This window comes from Tsukamurella serpentis (assembly GCF_054780975.1).
The window spans coordinates 298,237-324,910 of sequence record NZ_BAAGVH010000002.1 but is presented as its reverse complement, the minus strand read 5'-3'; the positions used below and the strand labels follow the sequence as shown (position 1 = coordinate 324,910).

Genomic DNA, 26,674 nt, shown 5'->3' with positions numbered 1-26,674 from the left:
CACAAGCATCGACGCGCTACCCTCGCTCAGCTACCGCTGACGGGGGTTTTTTGTTGCCCGAATAGTCTTCGGGTGGCGGCCCGCACGCCGATATGTCCGTAGAGAAGAGCACCGCAGAGCACGAGAAGGTCCAGCCGTGAGCGCACCTACCGCTCGGCCCCACCCAGGGCAGAAGCCCGGGGCCCGCAAGCCCGGCGCCGGGATCCCCGGCGCGCATTCAGCCGCCTCGAAGCAGCACGTCGCAGACGTCGCGCAGAGCACCCTCGCCGGTGCTCGCACCGTTGCCCCCGAGCGCGTCACCGGCGCCCAGTCGGTGGTCCGCTCGCTCGAGGAGATCGGTGTGGACACGGTCTTCGGCATTCCCGGTGGTTGCATCCTCCCGGTCTACGATCCGCTTCTCGACTCGCAGAAGGTGCGCCACGTGCTGGTGCGTCACGAGCAGGGCGCCGGCCACGCGGCCACCGGTTACGCACAGGCCACCGGCAAGGTCGGCGTGTGCATGGCCACCTCCGGCCCGGGGGCGACCAACCTGGTCACTCCGCTCGCGGATGCGCAGATGGACTCGGTCCCGATCGTGGCGATCACCGGGCAGGTGGGGCGCCCGCTGATCGGCACCGACGCCTTCCAGGAGGCCGACATCTCGGGTATCACGATGCCCGTGACCAAGCACAACTTCCTGGTGTCCGAGGCCGCCGACATCCCGCGCGTGATCGCCGAGGCCTTCTACCTCGCGGAGAGCGGCCGCCCCGGTGCCGTGCTGGTCGACATCCCGAAGGACGTGCTGCAGGAGGACACCGTCTTCTCCTGGCCTCCGCAGATCGATCTGCCCGGCTACCGGCCCGTCACCAAGCCGCACGGCAAGCAGATCCGCGAGGCCGCCCGGCTGATCGCGGCCGCGAAGTCGCCGGTGCTCTACGTGGGCGGCGGTGTGCTCAAGGCGGAGGCCTCGGCGGAGCTGCTGAAGCTGGCCGAGCTGACCGGCGCCCCGGTGGTCACCACGCTGATGGCCCGCGGTGTCTTCCCGGACAGCCACCCCCAGCACATGGGTATGCCGGGTATGCACGGCACCGTCGGAGCGGTGGCGGCGCTGCAGCGTTCGGACCTGTTGATCACGCTCGGCGCGCGGTTCGACGACCGGGTCACCGGCCGGCTCGATTCCTTCGCCCCCGATGCGAAGGTGATCCACGCCGACATCGATCCCGCCGAGATCGGTAAGAACCGGTTCGCGGACGTGCCGATCGTCGGTGACTGCAAGGAGGTCATCACCGAGCTGATCGGCGCGATCTCCGAGGACCGGGCCACGATCGCCGCCCCGGACCTCACACTCTGGTGGGCCTACCTCGACGGCATCCGCAAGACCTATCCGCTGGCCTACAACACCCCGTCCGACGGGGCCCTGAGCCCGGAGTACGTGATCGAGCGGCTCGGCGCCGCGGCCGGCCCGGACGCGGTGTACTGCGCCGGTGTGGGGCAGCACCAGATGTGGGCGGCGCAGTTCGTCAAGTACGAGAAGCCGCGCACCTGGCTGAACTCGGGCGGTCTGGGAACCATGGGGTACGCGGTTCCCGCGGCTCTGGGCGCCAAGATGGGCGCACCCGAGAAGGAGGTCTGGGCGATCGACGGTGACGGCTGCTTCCAGATGACCAATCAGGAGCTGGCCACTGCCGCGATCGAGGGCGCACCGATCAAGGTCGCGGTGATCAACAACGGCAACCTGGGCATGGTCCGGCAGTGGCAGACGCTGTTCTACGAGCAGCGGTACTCCAGCACCGACCTGTCGACGCACTCGATGCGCATACCCGACTTCGTCAAGCTGGGCGAGGCGCTGGGGTGCGTGTCCTTCCGCTGTGAGCGCGCCGAGGACGTCGACGCGGTGATCGCGCAGGCCCGTGAGATCAACGACCGCCCGGTGGTCATCGACTTCATCGTCGGCGCGGACGCCCAGGTGTGGCCGATGGTGGCGGCGGGTACCAGCAACGACGAGATCATGGCCGCGCGTGACATCCGCCCACTGTTCGACGAGGACGACACGGCCGACGAGCCCGCGGTGATCCACGCCGCGATGGAGCGTCCGGACGCCGCGACGCTGCCGAAGGAGGAGCAGAAGTGAGCACCACTCATACGCTCAGCGTGCTGGTCGAGGACCGTCCGGGTGTGCTCGCCCGGGTGGCATCGCTGTTCTCCCGTCGCGGCTTCAACATCGAATCCCTCGCGGTGGGCGGCACCGAGCTCAAGGGCGTGAGCCGGATGACCATCGTGGTCACCGTCGACGAGCTCCCACTGGAGCAGGTCACCAAACAGCTCAACAAGCTGGTCTCGGTGCTCAAGATCGTCGAGCAGGACTCCACCACCTCGGTGGCGCGGGAGCTCATGCTGATCAAGGTGCGCGCCGACGCCACCTCGCGCGGGCAGGTCACCGACACCGTCGACCTGTTCCGTGCCAAGATCGTCGACGTCTCGCCCGACTCGGTGACCATCGAGGCCACCGGCACGCCGGACAAGCTCGACGCTCTACTGGCGGTGCTGGATCCGTTCGGGATCCGGGAGATCGCCCAGTCCGGCGTCATCGCTCTGGGCCGCGGCCCGAAGTCGATCACCGCGACTCGCTAGATTAACTACTGCAGAATCCAGAAGGGACACCGAACCACAGTGGCAGTCGAAATGTTCTACGACCAGGATGCCGACCTCTCGATCATCCAGGGCAAGAAGGTCGCCGTCATCGGCTACGGCTCGCAGGGGCACGCGCACTCGTTGAGCCTGCGCGATTCCGGCGTCGACGTGCGGATCGGCCTCAAGGAGGGCTCGAAGTCGCGCGCCAAGGCGCAGGAGCAGGGCCTGACGGTCGGCACTCCGGCCGAGGTCGCCGAGTGGGCCGACGTGATCATGGTGCTGGCGCCGGACACCGCGCAGGCCAAGATCTTCACCGAGGACATCGAGCCGAATCTCAAGGACGGCGATGCGCTGTTCTTCGGCCACGGCCTGAACATCCACTTCGACCTGATCAAGGCGCCGGAGAACGTCACCGTCGCGATGGTCGCCCCGAAGGGTCCCGGTCACCTGGTGCGCCGTCAGTTCGTCGACGGCAAGGGTGTTCCGGCCTTGATCGCGGTCGATCAGGATCCGAAGGGCGAGGGCCAGGCGCTGGCGCTGAGCTACGCCGCCGCCATCGGTGGTGCGCGGGCCGGCGTCATCAAGACCACCTTCAAGGAGGAGACCGAGACCGACCTCTTCGGTGAGCAGGCCGTGCTGTGCGGCGGCACCGAGGAGCTGGTCAAGACCGGTTTCGAGGTCATGGTCGAGGCGGGCTACGCACCGGAGATGGCCTACTTCGAGGTGCTTCACGAGCTCAAGCTGATCGTCGACCTGATGTACGAGGGCGGCATCGCCCGGATGAACTACTCGGTCTCGGACACCGCGGAGTTCGGCGGATACCTCTCGGGGCCGCGTGTCATCGACGCCGACACCAAGGAGCGGATGAAGGCGATCCTGGCCGACATCCAGTCGGGTGAGTTCACCCGTCGCCTGGTCGCGAACGTCGAGAACGGCAACACCGAGCTCGAGGGGCTGCGCAAGCAGAACGCCGAGCATCCGATCGAGGTCACCGGCAAGAAGCTGCGCGACCTGATGAGCTGGGTCGATCGTCCGATCACCGAGACCGCCTAGTCCTCGCAGATCACCGCACGCGCCCCGTCGGACCGAGAAGGTCCGGCGGGGCGCTTGCTGTTCCGTGGTTCGGGATCTACCATCTGAACATGTTCAGTGAACGTGTTCAGTCCCGAGGTGCGGCGAAGGCCGACACCCGGGCGCGCGTGCTCGCCGCCGCCGACCGGTCGTTCCGTGAGCACGGTTTCGCGGGTACCACCGTGCGCGGCATCGCCGCTGCCGCCGGGGTCAGCGTCGGCACCGTGATGAGCGTGGGCGACAAGGACGCCCTGTTGATCGGGATCGTCGACGAGTGGATCGCTGCGGTGCACGCCGGCCGGGCGCAGGGGGCTCCGCCCGCCGCGCTCACACGCGCCGAGGCCGCGGTCCGGTTGCAGGAGACGGTGCGGCCCTTCGTCAGCTACTTCGGCGCCGACGGTGACCTCTCCCGCGAGTACGCCGCCGTCCTCGCCCGGGGGCGTCACCGCTCTCGCACCTTCGGTGACCTCGCCGACGACCTCCGTGCCGAGTTCGAGGCGATTCTGCGCGCGGCCGGAGTCCATGATCCCGGCGGTGCCGCCCGCACCCTCTACCTGGTCTACATCGGGATGCTGTTCGCCACCGCCGGCGCCGCGATCAGCAGAGACGAGGCGGCGCGGCAATTCACCGACTCGATCCAACGAATCCTCGGAGAACAGGAGCAATCATGATCGACGTTTTCATCGACGTCCCCCGTCTACCGTGGCTCACGGCCGCACTGGCCGCCGCGCTGTTCGGTGATGCGCTACTGTCGCTGCGCCCGCCGAAGTTCATCCAGGACTGTCTCGACGGGGTGCTGTTGCCGCGGGACTGGTGGTGGACCCTGATCGTGATCAAGTTGGTCGCCGTCGCCGGACTCCTGGGCGGGCTGGCTGTCCCCGGGGTGGCGTTCGCGGCGAACGTCGGCGTGCTGGCGTACTTCGTCTGCGCCGCGGTCGCCCACCTCAGGGCCCGGTTCCTCGGATCGACGTTCTGGCTGAACTGTCTGGGGATGCTCGCCTTCACCGCGGTGGTACTGATCGTGTCCTACCTCTGACGGTGCTCCCTCACCGGCCCAGGGCCGACCCGGCGCGAGTTCGCCGGTGCGCAGGTCATTAAGCTGAGGTCGCAACCGGCACCGTGAATGAGGAGCGCAAGTGACCCGTCCCGTGGTATTGATCGCCGACAAGCTGGCCCCGTCGACAGTGGAGGCGCTCGGTGACGGCGTCGAGGTGAAGTGGGTCGACGGCCCCGACCGCCCCGCGCTGCTCGCCGCGGTCCCGGAGGCGGATGCCCTGCTCGTCCGCTCGGCCACCACCGTCGACGCCGAGGTGCTCGCAGCCGCCACGAAGCTCAAGATCGTCGCCCGCGCCGGTGTCGGCCTCGACAACGTGGACGTTCCCGCCGCCACTGAGCGCGGTGTGCTGGTGGTCAACGCACCCACGTCGAACATCCACACCGCCGCCGAGCACGCCGTCGCCCTGATGCTGGCCACCGCGCGCCAGATCCCGGCCGCCGATTCCACGCTGCGTGAGCACACCTGGAAGCGCAGCTCCTTCAACGGGGTCGAGATCCTGGGTAAGACCGTGGGTGTGGTCGGCATGGGCCGGATCGGCCAGCTGGTGGCTCAGCGTCTGGCCGCGTTCGAGACCAAGATCATCGCCTACGACCCCTACGTCAGCCCCGCGCTCGCAGCCCAGCTGGGTATCGAGCTGGTCACCCTGGACGAGTTGGTCGAGCGCGCGGACCTGATCACCGTCCACCTGCCCAAGACCCCGGAGACCAAGGGCCTCATCGGTCGTGAGCTGCTGGCCAAGACCAAGAAGGGCGTCATCATCGTCAACGCCGCCCGCGGCGGCCTGGTCGACGAGCAGGCGCTCGCCGATGCGATCACCTCCGGTCACGTCTTCGGCGCCGGCCTCGACGTCTTCGAGACCGAGCCGTGCACCGACAGCCCGCTGTTCGACCTTCCGCAGGTCGTGGTGACGCCGCACCTGGGCGCCTCCACCTCCGAGGCGCAGGACCGTGCCGGTACCGACGTCGCCAAGAGCGTGCGCCTGGCGCTCGCCGGGGAGTTCGTGCCGGACGCGGTGAACGTCAAGGGTGGCGCCGTGGACGAGGAGGTCGCGCCGTGGCTCGAGCTGACCCGCAAGCTCGGTGTGCTGCTCGGTGGCCTGCCCGGCCAGCTGCCGGAGAAGATCGGCGTCACCGTGCGTGGTGAGCTGGCCAGCGAGAACGTCGACATCCTGCAACTCTCGGCGCTGCGCGGGCTGTTCTCGGCGATCATCGAAGACGCGGTCACCTTCGTCAACGCCCCGGCCCTGGCGGAGGAGCGCGGAGTCACCGTCGAACTGGAGAAGGTCTCGGAGAGCCCCAACCACCGCAGCCTGGTGGATGTGCGCGCCGTGTACGGTGACGGCACCGTCCAGAACGTCTCGGGCACCCTCTCGGGCCTGAGCCGGGTGGAGAAGGTCACCAACATCAACGGCCGCAACTTCGACCTGCGCGCCGAGGGCCTGAACCTGCTCATCGCCTACGGTGACAAGCCCGGCTCGCTGGGCAAGATCGGCACGCTGCTCGGTGACGCCGGTATCGACATCCAGGCCGCAGCGCTGAGCCAGGACGCCGAGGGTACCGGTGCAACGGTGCTGCTGCGCGTGAGCCAGCCCGTCGCCGGCGAGGTGCAGCAGGCGATCGGCGACGCCGTCGAGGCGACCACCGTCGCAGCGGTGGATCTGTCGTGAAACTGGCAGTCATCGGTGGCGACGGCATCGGGCCCGAGGTCACCGCGGAGGCGTTGAAGGTACTGCGCGCGGTGGCCGGCGAGATCGAGACCACCGATTACGACCTCGGAGCGCGCCGCTACGAGCGAAACGGCGAGCTGCTCACCGACGAGGACCTCGCCTCGCTGCGCGAGCACGATGCGATCCTGCTCGGTGCCATCGGCGATCCGCGCAAGGTCCCGCCGGGTGTCCTCGAACGCGGTCTGCTGCTGAAGATGCGGTTCGCGCTCGATCACCACGTGAATCTGCGTCCGTCGAAGCTGTTCCCGGGGGTGGAGTCGCCGCTGAAGAACCCGGGCGAGATCGACTTCGTCGTGGTGCGGGAGGGCACCGAGGGTGCCTACACCGGCAACGGCGGGGCGATCCGGGTGGGCACTCCCCAAGAGGTCGCCAACGAGACCTCGGTCAACACCCGTTTCGGTGCCGAGCGTGTGGTGCGCTTCGCCTTCGAACTGGCCCGTACCCGCCGGAAGAAGCTGACGCTGGTGCACAAGACCAACGTCCTGGTGCACGGAGGCGGGCTCTGGCAGCGCACGGTCGACGATGTCGCTCGCGAGTTCCCCGATGTGGCAGTCGATTACAGCCACATCGATGCGGCGACCATCTACCTGGTGACCGACCCCTCCCGGTTCGACGTGATCGTGACCGACAACCTGTTCGGTGACATCCTCACCGACGAGGCCGGTGCGATCTCCGGCGGTATCGGCCTGGCCTCGTCCGGCAACATCGACGCGACCGGTACCAATCCGTCGATGTTCGAGCCGGTGCACGGCAGCGCTCCCGACATCGTCGGCCAGGGCGTGGCGGATCCCACCGCGGCGATCCTGTCCACGGCGATGTTGTTGCGCCACCTCGGGAACGAGGACGGCGCCCGGCGGATCGAGGACGCGGTGACCGCCGACCTCGCCTCGCGCGGTGACGCCCCGATCCGCACCACCGAGGTGGGGGATCGGATCGCTGCCGCACTGAGCTCGTAGCAGCGGCCGGCCCGAAGGAATCGCAGTAGCCCGGAACGCTCGCCCGCCGAGCGACCCGGGCTACTGCTGTTCCGCGGTCACGACGGAGCCGCCTGACGGTTCGACTCATCGGAGGGGACGAGCGGGTATGCGATCAGCGGAGCCAGCGCGGTGACCAGGAAGACGGTGCCGAAGCTCGTCGCGGTGATCGCGGCAGCCATGACCGGAGTCAGCGCAACGGTCGCCGCGAACTGCGCGGTGTTCTGGATCCCCAGGGCCCGGCCGCTGTAGAACGGTCCCGCTCGCTCCGCGATAGCGGTGAACGCGAGCCCGTTGTCGGCGACCACCACGGTGGACGCGATGACGAAGAAGACGATCGCGGCGGCGGGGAGCCCGACGATGGCGAACAGCCCGAGCCCTGCCATGGATACCGCTGCAGCGATCGAGATTCCGCCGATCGGGGAGGTGCGCGATCCGGCTCGATCCGACCAGTTGCCCGCGGCGATCCGGCCGAGGGCACCCAGTAGCTGGCTACCGGAGACGAGGAACCCGGCGCTGGTGGGCGCCCACTGCAATCCGACGATGAGCCAGGTGATGCCGAAGGTCCACACCGCGTTCTGCGGGACCTGCAGTAGTACCGAGACGACGTGGACGCGGACGAGGAACGAATCCTGCCGGTACGGGTTGTCCGAGGCGGAGGCGACGGGATTCGTCCGCGGTCGCGGCGGATCGACGATGAACAGCAGTACCAGGACCACGGATACGACCGCTACCGCGAGGGGGACCGTCATCGCGGCGGCCAGCGAGGTACGCGCGGCGATCGTGGGCATCGAGATCGACAGGAGGGCGATACCCAGCGGTTGGGACATCTGCCGGATCCCCATGGCGGTGCCGCGGCTGGTAGCGGGGAACCACCCGACCACGATGCGCCCGCTCGCACCGTTACCGCTCGCGGCCATGGCGGAGGCGAAGAACAGTCCGATCGCGGCGACCGACAGCGGCGCGCCGGAGGCGAAGGCGGCGACGGTGCCGGAGAGGCTGACCGCGGCTCCGGTCAGGCTGATCAGCAGGATTCGGCGCTCACCGTAACGATCGATCAGCGCGCCCCACAGGATCGTGGTGAGCAGTAGGCCGGCGGGCGCGCTGGCGGCGAACAGTCCCGCGCGCTGTACCGAGAAGCCGTCGTGGACGAGCCGGGGGATGAGGAACGCGGCACTGTTCACGGTCGCGGTAGTAGTGATGGCGGCAGTCATGGACACCACCAGGATCCACCAGCGGCGGGCGGCTGACATCTCCATCGAATCCCAATCAGTGGAACAAGGCGCTTACAATATGAGATAAAGTCTAGCTGATCGAAGTAATCCGGTCGAGCGGTAGGCTCGGCTCATGCGCCTTGCACGAATCGCCAGCAGTGACGGGGTCGCCTTCGCGGCCATCGAGGGTGAACCGGACCCCGGTGCTCCGGGCAGCGGCCTCGCCGACGGTGCGCGCGCCCGTGAGATCGCCGAGCACCCGTTCGGGACACCGGAGTTCACCGGTCGCAGTTGGGCGCTCGACGACGTGCGGTTGCTCGCCCCGATCCTGGCCGGCAAGGTGGTGTGCATCGGGAAGAACTACGCCGCCCACGCCGCGGAGATGGGCGGTGAGGCGCCGAAGGATCCGGTGATCTTCATCAAGCCGAACACGTCCATCGTCGGGCCGCTCGCACCGATCAAGCTGCCCCGCAGTTCGCAGCAGGTGGACTACGAGGGTGAACTGGCCGTGGTCATCGGGCAGCCCTGTAGGGACGTCCCGGCGGCGCGTGCGAAGGACGTCATCCTCGGCTACACCGTCGCCAACGACGTGACCGCGCGCGATCAACAGCGCCACGACGGACAGTGGACGCGCGCCAAGAGCTACGACAGCTTCTGTCCGCTCGGCCCCTGGATCGAGACCGACTTCGATCCCTCGGACGCGCGGATCTACACCGAGCTCGACGGCGAGATCAAGCAGGACAGCCGAACTTCGCTGATGATCCACTCCATCGGTGAGATCGTCGAGTGGATCTCCTCGGTGATGACGCTGCTCCCCGGCGACGTCATCCTCACCGGCACCCCCGAGGGAGTCGGACCGATCGCCGCCGGCCAGCACGTGGCCGTCACGGTCGAAGGCATCGGCACCCTCACCAATCTCGCAGAGGATCGCTGAGCCCGCCGCGCACCGGCTCCGCCGAGGTGTCTCGCCGAAGGTTTCCTCGAAATTGAGAGAATGTCAGGACATGATTCCTGATGTTCTGGCATTCTGAGGTCGTTCGGTCGGCGAGAAGAACGCGGAGGTGGGGCGCGATGCCCGACGAGGCGCAGCAGGCACCGGTCCCGGTGCGAGTCGCGGTGATCGGCATGGGCTGGATGGGCAGGGTGCACGTTCAGGCGTACGCCCGTGTTCCGCACCACTACCCGGACGGTACCGCGGTGCCGATGCTGGCCGCGGTGGCCGACGACGTACCGGGCCGCGCGGAGTCCTTCGCGGCGCGCTTCGGGGCGGAGGCCGCGCACACCGACTGGCGCGCCGTCCTCGACGACCCCTCGATCGACGCCGTCTCCGTCACGGTGCCGAACTTCCTCCATCGTGAGATCGGTGTCGCCGTCCTCGATTCGGGGAAGCACCTCTGGATCGAGAAGCCCGTCGGGCTGACCGAGGCCGATGCCGCCGCGGTCGCCCGGGCCGCGACGCGCAACGACCGTCGCACCGCCGTGGGATTCAACTACCGCAACGCCCCCGCGGTGCAGTCCGCCCGGGCGATGATCGCCGACGGCCGGCTCGGCACCGTCACACACGCGCGGTTCCGGTTGTTCAGTGATTACGCAGCCCATCCCGACGGCGCGCTCACCTGGAGGTATCAGCGCGACCGGGGCGGGAACGGCGTACTCGGAGATCTCGGCTCGCACGGCGTCGACCTGCTCACGTACCTGCTCGGCGATATCGATGCGCTGGTCGCGGATACGGCGACGTTCATCCCCGAGCGCGCCGTGCCCACGGGCGCCACGTCCGGGCACCAACTCGCCACCTCCGGAGTGCGCGGCGCCGTCGAGAACGAGGACTACCTCTCGGCGCAGTTGCGTCTGGTCGGTGGAGCACGCTGTGTGCTGGAGGCGAGCCGGGTCGCGGTGGGGGAGCAGAACTCCTACGGTTTCGAGATCCACGGCACCGCCGGGATGCTCCGGTGGGACTACCGCCGCATGGGGGAACTCGAGACCGCGCTCGGTGCCGGATTCCAGGACCAGCCCGTCTCGACGGTGCACGTCGGGCCCGGCGCCGGTGACTACGCCGCCTTCCAGCCCGGCTCGGCGAACCCGATGGGTTACGACGATCTCAAGGTGATCGAGGCGCATCGCTTCCTGCGGTCCGTCGTGACCGGGGTGCCGGAGGGCGCCACCGTCGAGGATGCCGTGCGCAGCGCTCGGGTGCTCGACGCGATGACGCGCTCGGCCGACGAGGGGCGCTGGGTGTCGCCGGTGTAGCACCCGGTGATCGTCGCTGCGAACCGGCGCCCGGGCTCCGACGCCGCTTCGGGTACGCACGGAGCGGCATTGTGCTTATGTCTGAACAAACTCTAGGCAAACGCTGTGATCTGTACTACATTCAGCTCAGTGAGTGGGTCTTCCCACTCGGTTGAGGTCGAAGGGATACCGCAATGACGAAGACGACGACGCGGCCGCGAAGGCTCCGCACCCTGCTCGCCGCGACCGCAGCCTGCACCGCTGCGCTGATCACGGTGGCGGGTTGCTCCAGCACCGGTGGCGCACCGCGCGACACCGGAGACGGCGGCGCCGGCGTCGGCTCGGCGGGCACCAAGCGGCTGACCATCGCCATGGTCACCCATCAGCAGCCCGGCGACACCTTCTGGGATCTCATCCGTAAGGGTGCGGAGATGGCCGCGAAGAAGGACAACGTGAATCTGCGCTACTCCAACGACCCCCAGGCGCCCAACCAGGCGAACCTGGTGCAGGCGGCGATCGACAGCAAGGTCGACGGGATCGCGCTCACGCTCGCCACTCCGAACGCCTTCCAGACCGTGGTGCAGAACGCGCAGAGGGCGGGGATCCCGATCTCGGCCTTCAACGCCGGCTACAACGACTACGCGCGGATGGGTATTCAGCAGTACTTCGGTCAGGACGAGACCACCGCGGGCGTCGCGGTCGGCGAGCGGCTGGCCAAGGAGGGCGCGAAGAAGGCGATCTGCATCATCCACCAGCAGGGGCAGGTCCAGCTCGAATCACGGTGCGCGGGTGTGCGAACCGGTCTCGCGGGTGGAGCCTTCGAGAACCTCAACGTCAACGGTGAGGACATGACCGATGTGCAGTCGAAGGTCAACGCCAAACTGCAGCAGGACCCGAGCATCGACACCGTCGTGGCACTGGGTGCACCGTTCGCGCTGACCGCGTCGAAGGCGGTGGACGGGGCAGCGGGTAGGCCCAGGGTGGTCACCTTCGACACCAATGCGGCGCTCGTCGGCGCGATACAGAACGGCAAGGTGGCCTGGGCCGTCGATCAGCAGCCCTACCTGCAGGGCTATCTGGCGATCGACTCGCTCTGGTTGCAGATCACCAACGGCAACACCATCGGAGGAGGTCAGGCCGTGTTCTCCGGACCGGCGTTCATCGACAAGACCAACGTCGACAAGGTCGCCGAGCTCGCCAAGGGCGGTACCCGCTGATGACCACGGACGAGGCACTCGACCTCAGCACTCACGCCCCCGTCACCGATGAGCGGGTCAAGAAGCAGAAGCCCCTACAGCGGCTGATCCTGCGTCCCGAGGTGGGCGCTCTGATCGGTGCCGTCGCGATCGTCGTCTTCTTCCTCATCGTCGCTCCACCGTTCCGCAGTCCGGAGTCGTTCGCGACCGTGCTCTACGCCAGTTCGACCATCGGCATCATGGCCTGTGGCGTCGCGGTGCTCATGATCGGAGGCGAGTTCGACCTGTCGACCGGTGTCGCGGTGACCTTCTCATCGCTCGCGGCGTCGATGCTCGCCTACAACCTGCACCTGAACACCTGGGTGGGATCGCTGCTCGCCCTGGGGCTCTCGCTCGCAGTCGGCGCGTTCAACGGGTACATGGTGATGCGCACCAAGATCCCCAGCTTCCTCATCACGCTGGCCACCTTCCTCATGATCGCCGGCATCAACCTGGCCGTGACCAAGATGGTCACCGGTCAGGTCGCCACCCCGACGATCGCCGATATGGAGGGCTTCTCCTCGGCGCAGTCCGTGTTCTCGTCGACGATCCACGTCTTCGGTGTCGGGCTGAAGGTCACCGTGCTCTGGTGGATCCTGTTCACGGTGGTCGCCACGTACGTTCTCATGCGCACCCGGGTCGGCAACTGGATCTTCGCGGTGGGCGGCAACCAGGATTCCGCACGAGCGGTGGGTGTTCCGGTCACGAAGGTGAAGATCGGCCTGTTCATGTTCGTGGCCTTCTGCGCCTGGTTCGTCGGTCAGCACCTGCTGTACGCCTACGACACCGTGCAGTCCGGGCAGGGAGTGGGCAACGAGTTCCTGTACATCATCGGCGCGGTGATCGGCGGCTGCCTGCTGACCGGTGGCTACGGCACGGCGGTCGGTGCGATGATCGGCGCGTTCATCTTCGGCATGGTCAATCAGTGCATCGTCTACGCCGGTTGGAATCCCGACTGGTTCAAGTTCTTCCTCGGCATCATGTTGCTGTTCGCCGTGATCGCCAACAACGCATTCCGCAACTTCGCCGCGAAGAGGTGACCCGATGACCACGGACGACAATCAGGCAGGAATCCCCGAGAACCTCGAGGCCGGCGCGGACAAGGTCGCGTTGATCGAGTTCAAGGACGTCGGCAAACAGTACGGCAACATCATCGCGCTCAAGGGGATCAACCTCAGGGTGTTCCCCGGCGAGGTCACCTGCGTCCTCGGCGACAACGGCGCGGGGAAGTCGACTCTGATCAAGACCATGGCGGGGCTGCACAAGCCCAGTGAGGGCGAGGTCCTCGTCGACGGGGAGGCGACCACGCTCGACTCGCCGAAGGATGCGCTCTCGAAGGGGGTTGCCACCGTCTACCAGGATCTCGCAGTGGTCGGGTTGATGCCGGTGTGGCGCAACTTCTTCCTCGGTCAGGAACTCCGCTCGGGTCTGCTCAAGAGCCTGGACGTGCAGACGATGCGCGCCACGACGAAGGATGAGCTGTTCAAGATGGGCATCGACCTGCCCGACGTGGACGCTCCGATCAGTTCGCTGTCCGGAGGCCAGCGGCAGTGCGTGGCCATCGCCCGCGCGATCTACTTCGGCGCACGGGTGCTGATCCTCGACGAGCCGACGGCCGCGTTGGGCGTCAAGCAGTCCGGGATGGTGTTGCGCTACATCACCGCTGCCCGGGATCAGGGCTTCGGCGTGGTGTTCATCACCCACAACCCGCACCACGCGTACATGGTGGGCGATCACTTCGTGCTACTCAATCGGGGACGGCAGAAGCTCGACTGCGCCTACGACGAGATCTCCCTGGAGGAGTTGACTTCTCAGATGGCGGGCGGTGACGAACTCGAGACGCTCAGTCACGAGCTACGCAGGTGACCGGATCCCGCCGGCGGTTCACCGCTACCGGCTGAACACCGAGACGTCGAAGAAGTAGCGCGAGGCCCGGTACACGTGCCGGCCCAGCTCGATCGCGGTCCCGGATTCGTTGAAGGCCACGCGTTGCATGGTGAGCACGGCTCCGCCGGCGGGATCGTCGAGCAGGCGCGACTCCTCGTCGTCGGAGATCCGGGCTCCGATGCGCTGCTGCGCCTGGGCGATCGTGATGCCGCGTCCGCGCAGGCATTGGTACAGGCCCTTGCTCTGCAACTCGTCGGGGGCCGGTGCGAGTTCGGCGGGAAGGAAATTGGTGAGGATCGCCAGTGGCACGTCGTCCGCGCTGCGCAGGCGCCGGATCGATACCACCTGGGCGTCGTGTTCGATACCGAGTTCGTCGGCGATCTCCTCGTCGGGCCGGCCCAGCCGGTAGTCGAGCAATTCGGTCGACGGGGTCTGGCCGGCGGCGATCAGGTCCTCGTAGAGGCTGGTCAGTTCGACGGCGCGGTGCACCTCGTTGCGCACCACCTGGGTGCCGACGCCGCGCTTACGCACCAGCAGGCCCTTGTCGACCAGGGCCTGGATGGCCTGCCGCGCGGTGGGGCGGGACAACGTGAGGCGCTTGGCCAGGTCTATCTCGTTCTCGATGCGGTCGCCGGGCACCAGCTCGCCGTTGAGGATGGAGCGCTCGAGGGCCTGTGCCAGCTGGTAGTACAGCGGTACGGGGCTGGTGCGGTCCAGTTCGACCGAGACCGGGGCAGGGGACATGCGATGCAGTGTAGTGCACCGATCCCGGGAATGCGGCCGCTGAGACGGGTTTGTTCGTACAATCGTGCCTTAGTGGTCTATCTGGATCATGTCCGCACATATCGACGCGCTCTCCGTTCGTCGAGCGAGGGGCCGAGCGCCAGGATTGTCGTCGGATCGAAAGAAAGTTCCAGGTTGAGGGCTCTTGTAGGTTGTCGGCCTAAGCTGTTAGATTGACCGGACAAAGATGCCGAAGTGATCCACGTCTCGACCGAATGCAGGACTCAGGAGGGCCGCACCACATGACTGACGCCGGTACCCGCGGTGCACCGTTCGACCTGATCACCATCGGGCGAGTGGGGATCGACATCTATCCCTTGCAGGACGGTGTGGGACTCGACCGCGTCGAGACCTTCGGCAAGTACCTCGGTGGGAGCGCGACCAACGTCGCCGTGGCCGCGGCGCGCCACGGCCGGCGCGCCGCCGTCATCACCGCGACCGGAGCGGATCCGTTCGGGCGCTTCGTTCATCAGGAGCTGATCCGTCTCGGCGTCGACGACGGGTACGTCGGCGAGGTGCCGGGCCTGAACACGCCCGTCACATTCTGCGAGATCTTCCCGCCCGACGACTTCCCGCTCTACTTCTACCGCGATCCGATCGCGCCCGATCTGATGCTGGGCGCCGACGAGCTCGATCTCCCCGCGATCCGGTCGGCGCGGATCTTCTGGGCCACGGTGACGGGCCTCTCCCGCGAGCCCAGCCGCTCCGCGCACCACGCGGCATGGGCGGCTCGGGGCCGCGCTCCGCTCACTGTGCTCGACCTCGACTACCGGCCGATGTTCTGGGAATCGGCGCAGATCGCCGCACAGCAGGTCGGCGCGGCGCTCGAGCACGTCACCGTCGCGATCGGAAACCGTGAGGAGTGCGAGGTCGCGGTCGGCGAGACCGAGCCCGACCGGGCCGCCGATGCTCTGCTCGAGCGCGGCGTCGAGCTGGCCGTGGTGAAACAGGGACCCAAGGGCGTGCTGGCGAAGACCCGCGACCAGCGGGTGGAGGTCGCGCCGCATGCCGTCGACGTCATCAACGGCCTCGGTGCCGGCGACGGCTTCGGTGGCGCCGTGTGCCACGGACTGCTCGCCGAGTGGCCGCTCGACCGCGTACTCCGCTTCGCCAACGTCGCCGGGGCCGTCGTCGCCTCACGCCGCGAATGCTCGACCGCCATGCCCACCACAGCCGAGGTGGAGTCCGTCATCGAGGAACGAGGCGTCGATCGTGTCTGATCCCATCCCGACCGCAGCCGGTCCGCTCGGCGCCACCGACTTCGCGCGCCTGCGATCCGCCCGCCACGAGAATCCCGATGCCATCGCCGACGTGCTCGCCGCGCGGGTCCGGCGTCCCCTGGTCCGGGGCGATCGCCGTCTGCTCGTCGTCGCCGCGGATCATCCCGCTCGGGGCGCGCTCGGTGTGGGCTCGGACGCGATGGCCATGGCCGACCGCTACGAGTTGTTGCAGCGGATGGCGATCGCGCTGTCCCGCCCCGGAGTCGACGGCGTACTCGGAACGCCCGACGTCATCGAGGATCTCGCCCTGTTGGGCCTGCTCGACGACAAGATCGTGGTCGGCTCCATGAACCGCGGTGGCCTGCGGGGCGCGGCGTTCGAGATGGACGATCGGTACACCGCGTACGACGTGCCCTCGATGCGGCGCGACGGCCTCGACTTCGGCAAGCTGCTGGTGCGGATCGACCTCCAGGATGCGAGCACCGTCGTCACGTTGGAGGCCACGGCCCGCGCGGTCGACGCCGCAGCGGCCGCGAAACTACCGATCATGTTGGAACCGTTCATGAGCCGGCGGACCGACGGCAGGGTCGGGAACGACCTGTCCGCGGAGGCGGTGATCAATTCGGTCGCCATCGCCTCCGGACTCGGCAACACCTCCGCCTACAGCTGGCTCAAGCTCCCCGTGGTCGACGACATGGAGCGCGTGATGGCGGCGACCACGCTGCCCACACTGCTCCTCGGCGGAGACCCGGGAGGTGATCCCGCGGCGGTGTACGCCTCGTGGGCGAAGGCTCTCGCGCTGCCCGGCGTGCACGGTCTCGTCGTCGGCCGCACCCTGCTCTACCCCCGCGACGGCGATGTGACCTCCGCCGTGGACACCGCCGCCGGCCTCGTGCACGGCGCCTGAAGCCCGACACCGACGAGAGGACGCGATGGCGACGACGCCCAACGAGTGGTTCCACCCCCGCGGTGCCCTGCGGCGCGACGGGTGGGAATCGGTGGTCGACGACTCCCTCCCCGGCTGGGCGCATACCGGGATCCGTATCGCGGATCTGGGCGATGCGCCAGTCACACTGCCCGCGAACGGCATCGAACGCATCGTGGTGCCGCTCTCCGGTGGGGTCGTCGTCGAGCTGGACGCAGTCGCCGCGGCGGACCTCGGCGGGGGCCACGTCGTCACGCTCTCCGGTCGCGCCAGTGTCTTCGACGGTCCCACCGATGTGCTGTACGTCGGGGCGGGCGGCGGATTCACCGTCCGGGGCCCGGCGCGGGTCGCGATCGCTGAGGCGCCGGCCTCGCGGCGCCGACCCACCCGGCACGTCTCCGCCGCGGAGGTGCCGGTCGAGGTGCGCGGCGCCGGCCGGGACACGAGGCAGGTGCACAACTTCGGCACGCCGGGCGTACTCGATGCACACGCGCTCATCGTGTGCGAGGTCATCACCCCGGGCGGGAACTGGAGCAGTCACCCCGCCCACAAACACGACGAGCACGTCGCCGGCCACGAGTCCCGGCTCGAGGAGATCTACTACTTCGAGGCGGCGCCCGCGCGGGGCCTTCCCATCGGGATCGTGCCCGAGAGCGCCGACGCCTTCGGTGGTTTCGTCACCTACTCGTCGGCGGCGGGGGACATCGATACCAACGCCCTGGTCCGCACCGGCGACATCGCCCTGGTGCCGTACGGCTACCACGGTCCCGCGATGGCCGCCCCCGAGTACGACCTCTACTACCTCAACGTCATGGCCGGCCCCGACCCGGAGCGAGCCTGGCTGATCAGCGACGATCCGCGGCAGGCGTGGCTGCGGGAGACCTGGCCCGTACAGGGCCCCGATCCGCGGTTGCCCTACACGGCCGCACCGACCGAAGGAGACCGGCGATGAGCACCCGGCGGATGACCGTGGGGCAGGCCCTCATCGAATTCCTCGCGCACCAGTGGACCGTGGACGAGGTCGACGGCGCCGGGGCCGACGAGGGGCGCACGGTGACGGTCCGTGAGCGCACCGTTCCCGCGACCTTCGGCATCTTCGGTCACGGCAACGTCGCCGGTGTCGGACAGGCACTGCTGCAGTACGCGGCCACCGACCCGGGCCTGATGCCCTATCACCAGGCCCGCAACGAGCAGGCCATGGTGCACCAGGCGGTCGGCTACGCACGGATGCACCGACGGCGCGGCACCTACGCGTGCACCGCCTCGGTTGGGCCGGGTGCGGCCAACATGCTCACCGGTGCCGCACTCGCGACCGCGAACCGGCTGCCCGCGCTGCTACTCGTCTCGGACACCTTCGCCACCCGCGTGGCCGATCCGGTGTTGCAGCAGCTCGAGCACCCGCACGAGATCGGGCTGCAGGTCTCCGACGCCTTCCGGCCCCTGTCGAGGTTCTTCGACCGGGTGCAGCGGCCCGAACAGTTGTTCTCCACCGCGCTGGCCGCCATGCGGGTGCTCACCGACCCCGTGGAGACCGGCGCCGTCACCATCGCACTGCCCGAGGACGTCCAGGCCGAGGCCGTGGACGTGCCGGCGGAGTTCCTCGCAGACCGGCACTGGCACGTTCGCCGGCCCGTGCCCGAGCGCGGCCCGCTGGCCCGCGCAGCCGCCGCGATCCGTGGCGCGCAGCGCCCGCTCATCGTCGCGGGCGGTGGGGTCCTCTACTCGGGTGCGGAGCACGAACTGCGCCGGTTCGCCGAAGACACGTCGATCCCGGTCGCCACCACGCAGGCTGGAGGGGGTGCGCTGGCCTGGGACCACCCGCTCAACCTCGGCGGCGTGGGGGCCACGGGTACCGCTGCGGCGAACGCGATCGCGGCGCAGGCCGACGTGGTCATCGGCGTCGGCACCCGCTACAGCGACTTCACCACCGCCAGCCGCACGGCGTTCCGGAGTGAGGACGTGCGGTTCGTGAACCTCAACGTGGCCTCCTTCGACGCCTACAAGCACGGTTCCCGGCTGCCGCTCGTCGCCGACGCCCGCGAGGGTCTCGCGGCGCTCCGCACCGAACTCGCCGATCACCGCGTTCCGGCGGCCTCGATCGCGGTGGCGGCCACCGCCAAGGCCGAGTGGGACGCGGTCGTCGACACCGCTCTCGTGCCCACCGGCGCAGACCTGCCCGGCCAACCCGAGGTGATCGGCGCGGTGCACGCGGCGATGGATCCCGAGGACGTGATCGTTCAGGCCGCGGGATCGCTACCGGGAGACCTGCAGAAACTGTGGAGGGTCCGGGACCCGCTCGGCTACCACGTGGAATACGCCTTCTCCTGCATGGGATACGAGATCGCGGGCGGCCTGGGCGCCAAGCGCGGCCTGCTCGCCCTCGGCGATGATCGCGACGTCGTGGTCATGGTCGGCGACGGCTCGTACTTGATGCTCAACAGCGAGCTGGTGACCGCCGTCGCCGAGGGGATCAAACTGATCGTCGTCATCGTCGACAACCAGGGATACGCCTCGATCGGGCACCTCTCGGAGAGCGTGGGCTCACAGCGTTACGGCACCCGCTACCGCACCGCGGACGAGTCCGCCGGCGTGCCGGCTCCCGGCCTCGACCACGGCGGCCCTCTGCCCGTCGATCTGGCGGTGAACGCGCGCAGTTACGGCGCGCGCGTCATCGACATCGCGCCCGGGCCGGACTCCGTCGCCGAGCTCACCGGGGCGGTCCGCGCCGCGAAGGCCGGTACGGGGCCGACCGTGATCCGCATCCACACCGATCCTCTCGTCTACGCCCCCGAGGGCGACTCGTGGTGGGACGTCCCGGTCGCCGAGGTCTCCACGATCGACAGCACCGTCGCCGCCCGCACCGAATACCTCGACCGCCGGAAGGCTCAGCGCCCCCTGCTCGGCTGATTAGCTCCCGCAACCACTTCCACGATCCGACGTAAGGACCACCGCCATGACCGACACCTTGCGCCCGACCGCATCCGTCAGCGCCCACACCGAGGGCCTGCGCATCGGGACCGCCCCCGACTCGTGGGGCGTCTGGTTCCCGGACCATCCTCGGCAGACGCCGTGGGAGCGCTTCCTCGACGAGGTGGCGCAGTCCGGCTATCACTACATCGAGCTGGGCCCCTACGGTTATCTCCCCACCGATCCCGAGCATCTGCGCGACGAACTCGACAAGCGCGACCTGGAACTGTCCGGAGGCACCATCTTCACCGGCTTCCACAAGGGTGCGGATCAGTGGGACCGCGCCTGGCAGCAGGTGCGCGATGTCGCGTCGCTCGTGGGCGCCCTGGGCGCCGAGCACATCGTCGTGATCCCCGATCTCTGGCGCTCCGACCTCACCGGTGAGGCTCTCGAATCCCGCACGCTGGACGGCGATCAGTGGAAGGCGCTCGCCGCGGGCCACGACCGGCTGGGGAAGGCCCTGATCGAGGAGTTCGGGATCAAGCAGCAGTTCCACTCGCACGCCGACAGCCACGTCGGTACGACCGGTGAGGTGGAACGACTGCTCGCCGAGACCGACCCGCGGCACGTGAACCTGTGCCTGGACACCGGTCATTTCGCCTACTACGGCGGTGACAACGTGGCGCTGATGCAGCGTCACCCCGAACGTATCGGCTATCTGCACCTCAAGCAGATCGACCCGGTGCTGATCTGGGAGGTGCTCAAGAACGACACGCCGTTCGCCGACGCCGCCTCGGCGATCATGGTGGAGCCGCCGAACGGCGTCCCGGACTTCGGCCCGGTCATCGCGGAGGCCCTGCGGATCAACCCCGATCTGTTCGCGATCGTCGAGCAGGACATGCCGGGCTGCGACATCGACCTTCCCGCCGGCATCGCGACCCGCACCCGGCAGCACATCTTCGGCTGCCACCCGCTCACCCGCACCCGCTGACCGACCGATCCGCAAGGAGCCCGATACATGACCCACGATCTGCGCGTCGCCGTGGTGGGCGCCGGAATGATGGGCGCCGACCACGTGCGGCGCATCGCGACCACCATCGCCGGTGCGACCGTCTCCGCGGTCGTCGAACCCGATTCGGCGCGCCGAGCCGCGGCGCTCGACCTCGGCACCGGCGCCGTCGGTTTCGCCGATCTCGACGCGGCGCTCGAATCGGGTGTCGTGGACGCGGTGCTGGTGGCCACCCCCGGGCAGTTCCACGAGGAGGCGCTGCTGAAGGTGCTCGCGGTGGGTCTGCCGGTGCTGTGCGAGAAGCCGCTCACCCAGGATCCGCGGTCCTCTTGGCGCGTGGTGGAGGCCGAGATGGCGGGCGGAAGGCAGTTGATCCAGGTCGGTTTCATGCGGCGGTTCGACCGCGAGTATCAGGATCTGCGGAAACTGGTGATGGGCGGGTCCGCCGGAGAACTCATGATGCTGCACGCCCGGCACCGCAATCCATCGGTGTCCGATGGCTACGGGCAGACCATGCTCATCACCGATTCCGTGGTGCACGAGTTCGATGTGGTGCCCTGGCTGGCCGGAGCCGTCGTACGGTCCGTCGAGGTCAAGTACCCGCGCCGCAATGCGCGCACCCCGGAGCGCCTGCGCGAACCGATCCTGGTGCTGATCGAGCTCGACAACGGGGTGCTGGTCGACGTCGAGATGAACGTCTCCGCCGGCTTCGGCTACCAGGTCCAGACGGAGGCCGTGTTCGAGCAGGGCGTCGCTCGGATCGGCGAACCGGGGGGCCTGCAGGCGTGGCAGCACGGCCGGTTCTCGATCGCCGAACACGCGGACTACACCACCCGGTTCAGCGAGGCGTACGACCGCCAGGTGCAGGCCTGGGTCGATGCGGCGAAGGCGGGGACGATAGCCGGCCCGTCGGCCTTCGACGGCTACAAGGTGGCGGTGTGCTGTGCCGCCGGAGTGAAGGCGCTGGAGACGACGGGACCGGTACCGGTGGAACTCCCCGACGTGCCCACCTTCTACGCCGGGCGCGGCGACTACCCTGGACGTCGTGACTGACTCTTCCGCCGCACCGTTGAACGACGCCACGACCGTGCCGGTGCGCGTGCGCTTCTGCCCGTCGCCCACCGGCACGCCGCACGTCGGCATGGTGCGCACCGCGTTGTTCAACTTCGCCCATGCTCGACACACCGGCGGCACCTTCGTCTTCCGCATCGAGGACACCGACGCCGCCCGCGACAGCGAGGAGAGCTACAGCGCGATCCTCGAATCGCTGCGGTGGCTCGGCCTGGATTGGGACGAGGGGCCCGAGGTCGGCGGCCCGTACGGCCCGTACCGCCAGTCCGAGCGCAAGGAACTCCACCTGGACGTGGTGCGGCGCCTGGTCGAGGGCGGTTTCGCGTACGAGGCCTTCTCCACTCCCGAGGAGGTCGAGGCGCGCCACATCGCGGCCGGCCGGAACCCGAAGCTGGGCTACGACAACTTCGACCGCGACCTCACCGAGGAGCAGCGGGCGGCGTACCTGGCCGAGGGACGTGCCCCGGTGGTGCGCCTGCGGATGCCCGATCACGGCTTCACCTGGAACGACATGGTGCGCGGTGAGACCACGTTCGCCGCTGGCAGCGTGCCCGACTTCGCCCTCACCCGGGCGGCGGCGCCGGGCAGTGCCTACGGCGACCCGCTCTACACCCTGGTCAACCCCGTCGACGATGCGATGATGAAGATCACGCACGTGCTGCGCGGTGAGGACCTGCTCAGCTCCACTCCGCGGCAGCTCGCACTCTACGAGGCGCTCGAGCAGATCGGTGTCGCCGAGCGCACGCCCGAGTTCGGGCACCTGCCCTTCGTGATGGGGGAGGGCAACAAGAAGCTCTCCAAGCGCGACCCCGAATCGAACCTCTTCCACCACCGTGATCGAGGCTTCCTCCCCGAGGGACTGCTCAACTACCTGGCGCTGCTCGGCTGGGGCATCTCACCGGACAACGACGTCTTCGGCCTGGATGAGATGATCGCGGCGTTCGACGTGCACCGGGTCAATTCCAACCCGGCCCGTTTCGACCAGAAGAAGGCCGACGCGATCAACGCCGAGCACATCCGCCTGCTCGCCCCGGAGGACTTCCGGGCGCGACTGCACGCCTTCCTCATCGAGCGCGGCTTCGTCGACGCCGCCCGACTGGGGAAGCCGGACCAGGCCGCCTTCGCGGAGGCGGCGGATCTGGTGCAGACCCGCATCGTGGTGCTCTCCGATGCCTGGGACCTGCTGAAGTTCCTCTACGTCGACGAGGCCGAGTTCGTGGTGGACGAGGCCGCTGCCGCCAAGAACATCAAGGCCGACGCGGGGCCGGTCCTCGACGCCGCGGTCGAGGCACTGTCCGGCGCCACCGAGTGGACCGCCGCGGCGATCGAGACAGCGCTCAAGGCCGCACTGATCGATGACCTCGAACTCAAGCCGCGCAAGGCCTACGCGCCGATCCGGGTGGCGGTCAGCGGCTCGCACATCAGCCCGCCGCTGTTCGAGTCGCTGGAACTGCTCGGCCGCGAGCGCACCCTGGGGCGGCTGACAGCGGCCCGCGCCGTGGTCCCGGTCGACGGTGGTGCAACCAGTAGGGGATGACCAGGCGATTTGGTGTTCCCAGTGCTGCTGGGTAAGCTGGATCGCGGCTCAAAACGAGGTCGGAGACGGTCTCGGGACGAGTCATTGGCCTATGGTGTAATTGGCAACACAGCTGATTCTGGTTCAGCCATTCTAGGTTCGAGTCCTGGTAGGCCAGCGTGACAACGCTCTCCGCACGTCGGAGGGCGTAGTCCTAGCCCCCGTCGTCTAGCGGCCTAGGACGCCGCCCTCTCACGGCGGTAGCGTGGGTTCGAATCCCATCGGGGGTACTTTCGGTGCAGATGTGCTATCTTCATCGGATCGCAGGGTCGCTTCGTCGGCTCGGCGAGAATGTTCTAGCCCCCGTCGTCTAGCGGCCTAGGACGCCGCCCTCTCACGGCGGTAGCGTGGGTTCGAATCCCATCGGGGGTACCAAGCAGCAAGGCCCGGATCGTCCGATTCGGGCCTTTCTCGTATTCGCATCCTGCTCGGTCGCGCGCGGTTGGCGTTACAGTGTGCCCGTAGTGCGATGACCACCGAATGCGGCTGCTGCCGGGAATCGGGGCATGGACATGGATGATCAATTCCCGCACGCTCCGGCGCGGCCGGAGCGCACCGTCTACGACGCGGTCTGCGAGGCGGACGATCTGGTGATGACGGTGCTCGTCCCGGCGCTCGCGGAACTCGAGCTCACCGTGGAACACTTCCGGGCGCTGCGCCTGCTCGCGGAGGGCGAGGGGGCGACCGTCGGCGAGATCGCCGCCCGCACCGGAACCACTCCATCTTCGACCACCAGGCTGGTCGACCGGCTGGTCGAGCGTGAACTCGCGTACCGGCGGCCGGCGCCGTCGGACCGGCGCAGCACACTACTGACCATGTCGGACACCGGCGCTCAGGTGTGGGAGACACTGATCGCCCGGTTGGCCTGACCGGTGTCCCGGCCGGTTCCGTGGTCGGCTGGTCCGGCGCGACCGAGTCAGAGCCGGCGGCCGAGTGCTTCGGACGCCTGCATCAGGTCCGCGGCCCACCGCGCACCGGGTCGCCGTCCCATCCGGTCGATCGGCCCGGATACCGAGATCGCCGCGATCACCTCACCGCGCGGATTGCGTACCGGCGCCGATACGCTCGCCACCCCCGCCTCGCGTTCACCCGCGCTCTGCGCCCAGCCGCGCTTGCGGACCTCGGCCAGTGCGCGCTCGCCGAACGGCGAATCGCCGTGCGGATCCGACCAGGCCGCCAGCACCTTCGCTCCCGAGCCGGCGGTCATCGACAGCCGGGTGCCCACCGGGACGGTGTCGCGCAGGCCGGACGGTGGTTCGGCGGCGGCCACGCACACCCGGTGATCCCCCTCGCGGCGGTACAATTGGACCGACTCCCCGGTGATCTCCCGCAGTCGAGGGAGCACCAGCGCTGCGGTGTCCGCGAGTGCGTCGGCCGTGCTCGCGGCCAGTTCGCGCAGCGCCGAGCCGGGGCGCCACAGTCCATCGCCGTCACGGCTGAGCAGCCCGTGCACCTCCAGTCCCACCGCGAGCCGGTGCGCGGTCGCGCGGGGCAGGCCGGTGCGGCTGCACAGGTCGGCGAGGCTGGCCGGTTCGGACGCCACGGCGCGCAGTACCGCGATCGACTTGTCCAGTACGCCGATGCCGCTCACGGGGGTGGGGGTGAGGCTTTCGGTGGCGTGCGCAGGTGCGCTATCCTGTCCCATAGTTCGATACTAGGCTCTCGTATGGTGGGATTTCAACGCTCAGCCCGCATCCACCCGCGGAAGCCTCGCGCAGGAGAGGTCCGAAGGACAGATGGAACAGATGCAGCCACGCACGATGGCCGAGAAGGTCTGGGAGCAGCACGTCGTCGTCAAGGGGGAGGGCGAGGGCGCCTCGCGCGAACCCGATCTCATCTACATCGACCTCCACCTCGTGCACGAGGTCACCAGTCCGCAGGCCTTCGACGGACTGCGGATCAACGGCAGGCCGGTGCGCCGCCCCGATCTCACGATCGCCACCGAGGATCACAACGTCCCCACCGACACCCTCGCCTGGCCGATCGCCGACGAGGTCTCGCGCACTCAGGTGGAGACCCTGCGCCGCAACTGCGCCGAGTTCGGCGTACGCCTGCACTCGATGGGGGACGGCGAACAGGGCATCGTCCACGTGATGGGACCGCAGCTGGGGCTGACTCAGCCCGGAATGACGGTGGTCTGCGGCGACAGCCACACCTCCACCCACGGAGCCTTCGGCGCGATCGCCATGGGCATCGGCACCTCCGAGGTCGAGCACGTTCTGGCCACGCAGACGCTGCCGCTCAAGCCCTTCAAGACGATGGCCATCAACGTCTCCGGGGAGCTTGCGCCCGGCGTGACCGCCAAGGACCTGATCCTGGCGATCATCGCCGAGATCGGCACCGGCGGCGGCCAGGGCTACGTCCTGGAGTACCGCGGCAGCGCCATCGAGAAGCTGTCGATGGAAGCCCGGATGACCATCTGCAACATGTCCATCGAAGCCGGAGCGCGTGCGGGCATGATCGCTCCGGACGCGATCACCTACGACTACCTGCGGGGCCGAGAGCACGCTCCCCAGGGCGCCGAATGGGATGCCGCCGTGCAGGCCTGGGACGCGCTGCGCACCGACGAGGGTGCCACCTTCGACGCCGAGGTCGACATCGACGGCAGCGCGCTGACCCCGTTCGTCACCTGGGGTACTAACCCGGGGCAGGGTGCCCCGCTCGGATCCGCCGTTCCGGACCCGGGATCCTTCGGCTCCGACGGTGAGAAGGAGACCGCGGCGAAGGCCCTGCAGTACATGGGCCTGGAAGCGGGAACCCCGCTGCGCGAGATCGCCGTGGACACCGTCTTCGTCGGCTCCTGCACGAACGGCCGGATCGAGGATCTGCGCGCGGTCGCCGATGTGCTGCGTGGCCGCACCATCGCCGATGGTGTCCGGATGCTGGTGGTGCCCGGCTCGATGCGAGTCCGCGCGCAGGCCGAGGCGGAGGGGCTCGGGCAGGTCTTCGTCGACGCCGGGGCCGAGTGGCGCCAGGCCGGGTGCTCGATGTGCCTGGGTATGAATCCCGATCAGCTCGCCCCCGGTGAGCGGTCCGCGTCCACCTCGAACCGCAACTTCGAGGGCCGACAGGGCAAGGGCGGTCGCACCCATTTGGTCTCGCCGGCGGTCGCCGCGGCGACGGCTGTGCGCGGCACCCTGTCCGCCCCGTCCGACCTGGCCCCCGTCGCCGACGCCTGATCCC

General features: G+C 68.6%; 24 protein-coding genes and 3 tRNA genes. 24 read left to right on the top strand and 3 right to left on the bottom strand.

Translation table 11 applies throughout. The annotated features are described in order from the left end of the window. Positions 1-136 precede the first annotated feature (136 nt). The 7 genes from ACYVHG_RS03960 (at position 137) to ACYVHG_RS03930 (ending at position 7,420) form a co-directional block, all read left to right on the top strand. On the top strand, positions 137-2,110 hold the full coding sequence (locus tag ACYVHG_RS03960; protein WP_461166126.1) for an acetolactate synthase large subunit: 1,974 nt from the start codon (positions 137-139) through the stop codon (positions 2,108-2,110). Continuing rightward, positions 2,107-2,610, top strand: a complete 504-nt coding sequence (gene ilvN, locus ACYVHG_RS03955; RefSeq protein WP_461166125.1) for an acetolactate synthase small subunit — start codon at positions 2,107-2,109, stop codon at positions 2,608-2,610. The genes ACYVHG_RS03960 and ilvN overlap by 4 nt, the downstream gene beginning before the upstream one ends. 15 nt (positions 2,611-2,625) lie before the next feature. Continuing rightward, positions 2,626-3,663 carry a ketol-acid reductoisomerase gene (ilvC, locus tag ACYVHG_RS03950; RefSeq protein WP_461166913.1) on the top strand — a complete coding sequence of 346 codons (1,038 nt, stop codon included), beginning with the start codon at positions 2,626-2,628 and terminating at the stop codon, positions 3,661-3,663. Between the two features lie 89 nt (positions 3,664-3,752). Continuing rightward, positions 3,753-4,352 (top strand): TetR/AcrR family transcriptional regulator, encoded by a 600-nt coding sequence (locus ACYVHG_RS03945; RefSeq protein WP_461166124.1) that lies wholly within the window; start codon positions 3,753-3,755, stop codon positions 4,350-4,352. Continuing rightward, positions 4,349-4,717: a DoxX family protein gene (locus ACYVHG_RS03940; RefSeq protein WP_461166123.1), complete on the top strand. Its 369-nt coding sequence runs from the start codon at positions 4,349-4,351 to the stop codon at positions 4,715-4,717. The genes ACYVHG_RS03945 and ACYVHG_RS03940 overlap by 4 nt, the downstream gene beginning before the upstream one ends. 100 nt (positions 4,718-4,817) lie before the next feature. Next, positions 4,818-6,404, top strand: coding sequence for a phosphoglycerate dehydrogenase (gene serA, locus ACYVHG_RS03935; protein WP_461166122.1), 1,587 nt, complete (start codon positions 4,818-4,820; stop codon positions 6,402-6,404). After that, positions 6,401-7,420, top strand: coding sequence for a 3-isopropylmalate dehydrogenase (locus ACYVHG_RS03930; RefSeq protein ID WP_461166121.1), 1,020 nt, complete (start codon positions 6,401-6,403; stop codon positions 7,418-7,420). Before serA ends, ACYVHG_RS03930 begins: the two co-directional genes overlap by 4 nt. A gap of 77 nt (positions 7,421-7,497) precedes the next feature. Here the strand turns inward: ACYVHG_RS03930 and ACYVHG_RS03925 are convergent, their stop codons facing one another. Then, the gene (locus ACYVHG_RS03925) at positions 7,498-8,697 is read right to left on the bottom strand and encodes an MFS transporter (RefSeq protein ID WP_461166120.1); all 1,200 of its coding nucleotides are present in this window, start codon (positions 8,695-8,697) and stop codon (positions 7,498-7,500) included. Between the two features lie 88 nt (positions 8,698-8,785). On the opposite strand from ACYVHG_RS03925, the gene ACYVHG_RS03920 reads away from it, so the two are divergent. The 5 genes from ACYVHG_RS03920 to ACYVHG_RS03900 all read left to right on the top strand — a co-directional run bounded on the left by ACYVHG_RS03920 (position 8,786) and on the right by ACYVHG_RS03900 (position 13,979). Further along, positions 8,786-9,586 (top strand): fumarylacetoacetate hydrolase family protein, encoded by an 801-nt coding sequence (locus ACYVHG_RS03920; RefSeq protein WP_461166119.1) that lies wholly within the window; start codon positions 8,786-8,788, stop codon positions 9,584-9,586. 137 nt (positions 9,587-9,723) lie between these two features. After that, on the top strand, positions 9,724-10,899 hold the full coding sequence (locus ACYVHG_RS03915) for a Gfo/Idh/MocA family protein (RefSeq protein ID WP_461166118.1): 1,176 nt from the start codon (positions 9,724-9,726) through the stop codon (positions 10,897-10,899). Between the two features lie 173 nt (positions 10,900-11,072). Beyond that, positions 11,073-12,095, top strand: a complete 1,023-nt coding sequence (locus ACYVHG_RS03910; protein WP_461166117.1) for a substrate-binding domain-containing protein — start codon at positions 11,073-11,075, stop codon at positions 12,093-12,095. After that, positions 12,095-13,153, top strand: a complete 1,059-nt coding sequence (locus ACYVHG_RS03905) for an ABC transporter permease (protein WP_461166116.1) — start codon at positions 12,095-12,097, stop codon at positions 13,151-13,153. Before ACYVHG_RS03910 ends, ACYVHG_RS03905 begins: the two co-directional genes overlap by 1 nt. A gap of 4 nt (positions 13,154-13,157) precedes the next feature. Beyond that, entirely contained in the window at positions 13,158-13,979 is an 822-nt protein-coding gene (locus tag ACYVHG_RS03900) for an ATP-binding cassette domain-containing protein (RefSeq protein WP_461166115.1), read from the top strand. A 24-nt stretch (positions 13,980-14,003) separates the two neighbouring features. On the opposite strand, the gene ACYVHG_RS03895 is transcribed toward ACYVHG_RS03900, so the two are convergent. Then, entirely contained in the window at positions 14,004-14,744 is a 741-nt protein-coding gene (locus tag ACYVHG_RS03895) for a GntR family transcriptional regulator (RefSeq protein ID WP_461166114.1), read from the bottom strand. 281 nt (positions 14,745-15,025) lie between these two features. On the opposite strand from ACYVHG_RS03895, the gene iolC reads away from it, so the two are divergent. The 11 genes from iolC (at position 15,026) to ACYVHG_RS03840 (ending at position 24,360) form a co-directional block, all read left to right on the top strand. Next, the gene (gene iolC, locus ACYVHG_RS03890) at positions 15,026-16,003 is read left to right on the top strand and encodes a 5-dehydro-2-deoxygluconokinase (RefSeq protein WP_461166113.1); all 978 of its coding nucleotides are present in this window, start codon (positions 15,026-15,028) and stop codon (positions 16,001-16,003) included. Further along, positions 15,996-16,910 (top strand): Cgl0159 family (beta/alpha)8-fold protein, encoded by a 915-nt coding sequence (locus ACYVHG_RS03885; RefSeq protein WP_461166112.1) that lies wholly within the window; start codon positions 15,996-15,998, stop codon positions 16,908-16,910. Before iolC ends, ACYVHG_RS03885 begins: the two co-directional genes overlap by 8 nt. Positions 16,911-16,935: 25 nt before the next feature. Next, positions 16,936-17,880, top strand: a complete 945-nt coding sequence (gene iolB / locus ACYVHG_RS03880) for a 5-deoxy-glucuronate isomerase (protein ID WP_461166111.1) — start codon at positions 16,936-16,938, stop codon at positions 17,878-17,880. Beyond that, a complete protein-coding gene (iolD, locus tag ACYVHG_RS03875; RefSeq protein WP_461166110.1) occupies positions 17,877-19,835 on the top strand; it encodes a 3D-(3,5/4)-trihydroxycyclohexane-1,2-dione acylhydrolase (decyclizing) in 1,959 nt (652 codons plus the stop codon). The genes iolB and iolD overlap by 4 nt, the downstream gene beginning before the upstream one ends. A gap of 46 nt (positions 19,836-19,881) precedes the next feature. Then, positions 19,882-20,826, top strand: coding sequence for a sugar phosphate isomerase/epimerase family protein (locus tag ACYVHG_RS03870; RefSeq protein ID WP_461166109.1), 945 nt, complete (start codon positions 19,882-19,884; stop codon positions 20,824-20,826). A 27-nt stretch (positions 20,827-20,853) separates the two neighbouring features. Continuing rightward, positions 20,854-21,897, top strand: coding sequence for a Gfo/Idh/MocA family protein (locus ACYVHG_RS03865; protein WP_461166108.1), 1,044 nt, complete (start codon positions 20,854-20,856; stop codon positions 21,895-21,897). Then, complete coding sequence (gene gltX, locus ACYVHG_RS03860; RefSeq protein ID WP_461166107.1) at positions 21,890-23,452, top strand: glutamate--tRNA ligase; 1,563 nt, start codon at positions 21,890-21,892, stop codon at positions 23,450-23,452. The genes ACYVHG_RS03865 and gltX overlap by 8 nt, the downstream gene beginning before the upstream one ends. 85 nt (positions 23,453-23,537) lie before the next feature. Next, positions 23,538-23,609, top strand: a tRNA-Gln gene (locus tag ACYVHG_RS03855). A 39-nt stretch (positions 23,610-23,648) separates the two neighbouring features. After that, positions 23,649-23,721 (top strand) — tRNA-Glu (locus ACYVHG_RS03850). A gap of 69 nt (positions 23,722-23,790) precedes the next feature. Beyond that, a tRNA-Glu gene (locus ACYVHG_RS03845) sits at positions 23,791-23,866 on the top strand. Positions 23,867-24,003: 137 nt separating this feature from the next. Then, a complete protein-coding gene (locus ACYVHG_RS03840; protein ID WP_461166106.1) occupies positions 24,004-24,360 on the top strand; it encodes a MarR family transcriptional regulator in 357 nt (118 codons plus the stop codon). A 47-nt stretch (positions 24,361-24,407) separates the two neighbouring features. Here ACYVHG_RS03840 and ACYVHG_RS03835 read toward each other — a convergent pair whose 3' ends face one another. Beyond that, on the bottom strand, positions 24,408-25,136 hold the full coding sequence (locus ACYVHG_RS03835; RefSeq protein ID WP_461166105.1) for an IclR family transcriptional regulator: 729 nt from the start codon (positions 25,134-25,136) through the stop codon (positions 24,408-24,410). A 100-nt stretch (positions 25,137-25,236) separates the two neighbouring features. Between ACYVHG_RS03835 and leuC the strand changes: the two genes are divergently transcribed. Continuing rightward, complete coding sequence (gene leuC, locus ACYVHG_RS03830; protein WP_461166912.1) at positions 25,237-26,670, top strand: 3-isopropylmalate dehydratase large subunit; 1,434 nt, start codon at positions 25,237-25,239, stop codon at positions 26,668-26,670. Positions 26,671-26,674 lie beyond the last annotated feature (4 nt).

Coding starts and splice junctions, on each gene's coding strand:
- iolC (WP_461166113.1), top strand. CDS start 15,026: ATGACTGACGCCGGTACCCGCGGTGCACCGTTCGACCTGATCACCATC.
- iolB (WP_461166111.1), top strand. CDS start 16,936: ATGGCGACGACGCCCAACGAGTGGTTCCACCCCCGCGGTGCCCTGCGG.
- ACYVHG_RS03925 (WP_461166120.1), bottom strand. CDS start 8,697: ATGGAGATGTCAGCCGCCCGCCGCTGGTGGATCCTGGTGGTGTCCATG.
- ACYVHG_RS03915 (WP_461166118.1), top strand. CDS start 9,724: ATGCCCGACGAGGCGCAGCAGGCACCGGTCCCGGTGCGAGTCGCGGTG.
- ACYVHG_RS03940 (WP_461166123.1), top strand. CDS start 4,349: ATGATCGACGTTTTCATCGACGTCCCCCGTCTACCGTGGCTCACGGCC.
- leuC (WP_461166912.1), top strand. CDS start 25,237: ATGCAGCCACGCACGATGGCCGAGAAGGTCTGGGAGCAGCACGTCGTC.
- ACYVHG_RS03910 (WP_461166117.1), top strand. CDS start 11,073: ATGACGAAGACGACGACGCGGCCGCGAAGGCTCCGCACCCTGCTCGCC.
- ACYVHG_RS03865 (WP_461166108.1), top strand. CDS start 20,854: ATGACCCACGATCTGCGCGTCGCCGTGGTGGGCGCCGGAATGATGGGC.
- ACYVHG_RS03870 (WP_461166109.1), top strand. CDS start 19,882: ATGACCGACACCTTGCGCCCGACCGCATCCGTCAGCGCCCACACCGAG.
- ACYVHG_RS03895 (WP_461166114.1), bottom strand. CDS start 14,744: ATGTCCCCTGCCCCGGTCTCGGTCGAACTGGACCGCACCAGCCCCGTA.
- ACYVHG_RS03920 (WP_461166119.1), top strand. CDS start 8,786: ATGCGCCTTGCACGAATCGCCAGCAGTGACGGGGTCGCCTTCGCGGCC.
- ACYVHG_RS03905 (WP_461166116.1), top strand. CDS start 12,095: ATGACCACGGACGAGGCACTCGACCTCAGCACTCACGCCCCCGTCACC.
- ACYVHG_RS03900 (WP_461166115.1), top strand. CDS start 13,158: ATGACCACGGACGACAATCAGGCAGGAATCCCCGAGAACCTCGAGGCC.
- ACYVHG_RS03945 (WP_461166124.1), top strand. CDS start 3,753: ATGTTCAGTGAACGTGTTCAGTCCCGAGGTGCGGCGAAGGCCGACACC.
- iolD (WP_461166110.1), top strand. CDS start 17,877: ATGAGCACCCGGCGGATGACCGTGGGGCAGGCCCTCATCGAATTCCTC.
- ACYVHG_RS03840 (WP_461166106.1), top strand. CDS start 24,004: ATGGATGATCAATTCCCGCACGCTCCGGCGCGGCCGGAGCGCACCGTC.
- ACYVHG_RS03835 (WP_461166105.1), bottom strand. CDS start 25,136: ATGGGACAGGATAGCGCACCTGCGCACGCCACCGAAAGCCTCACCCCC.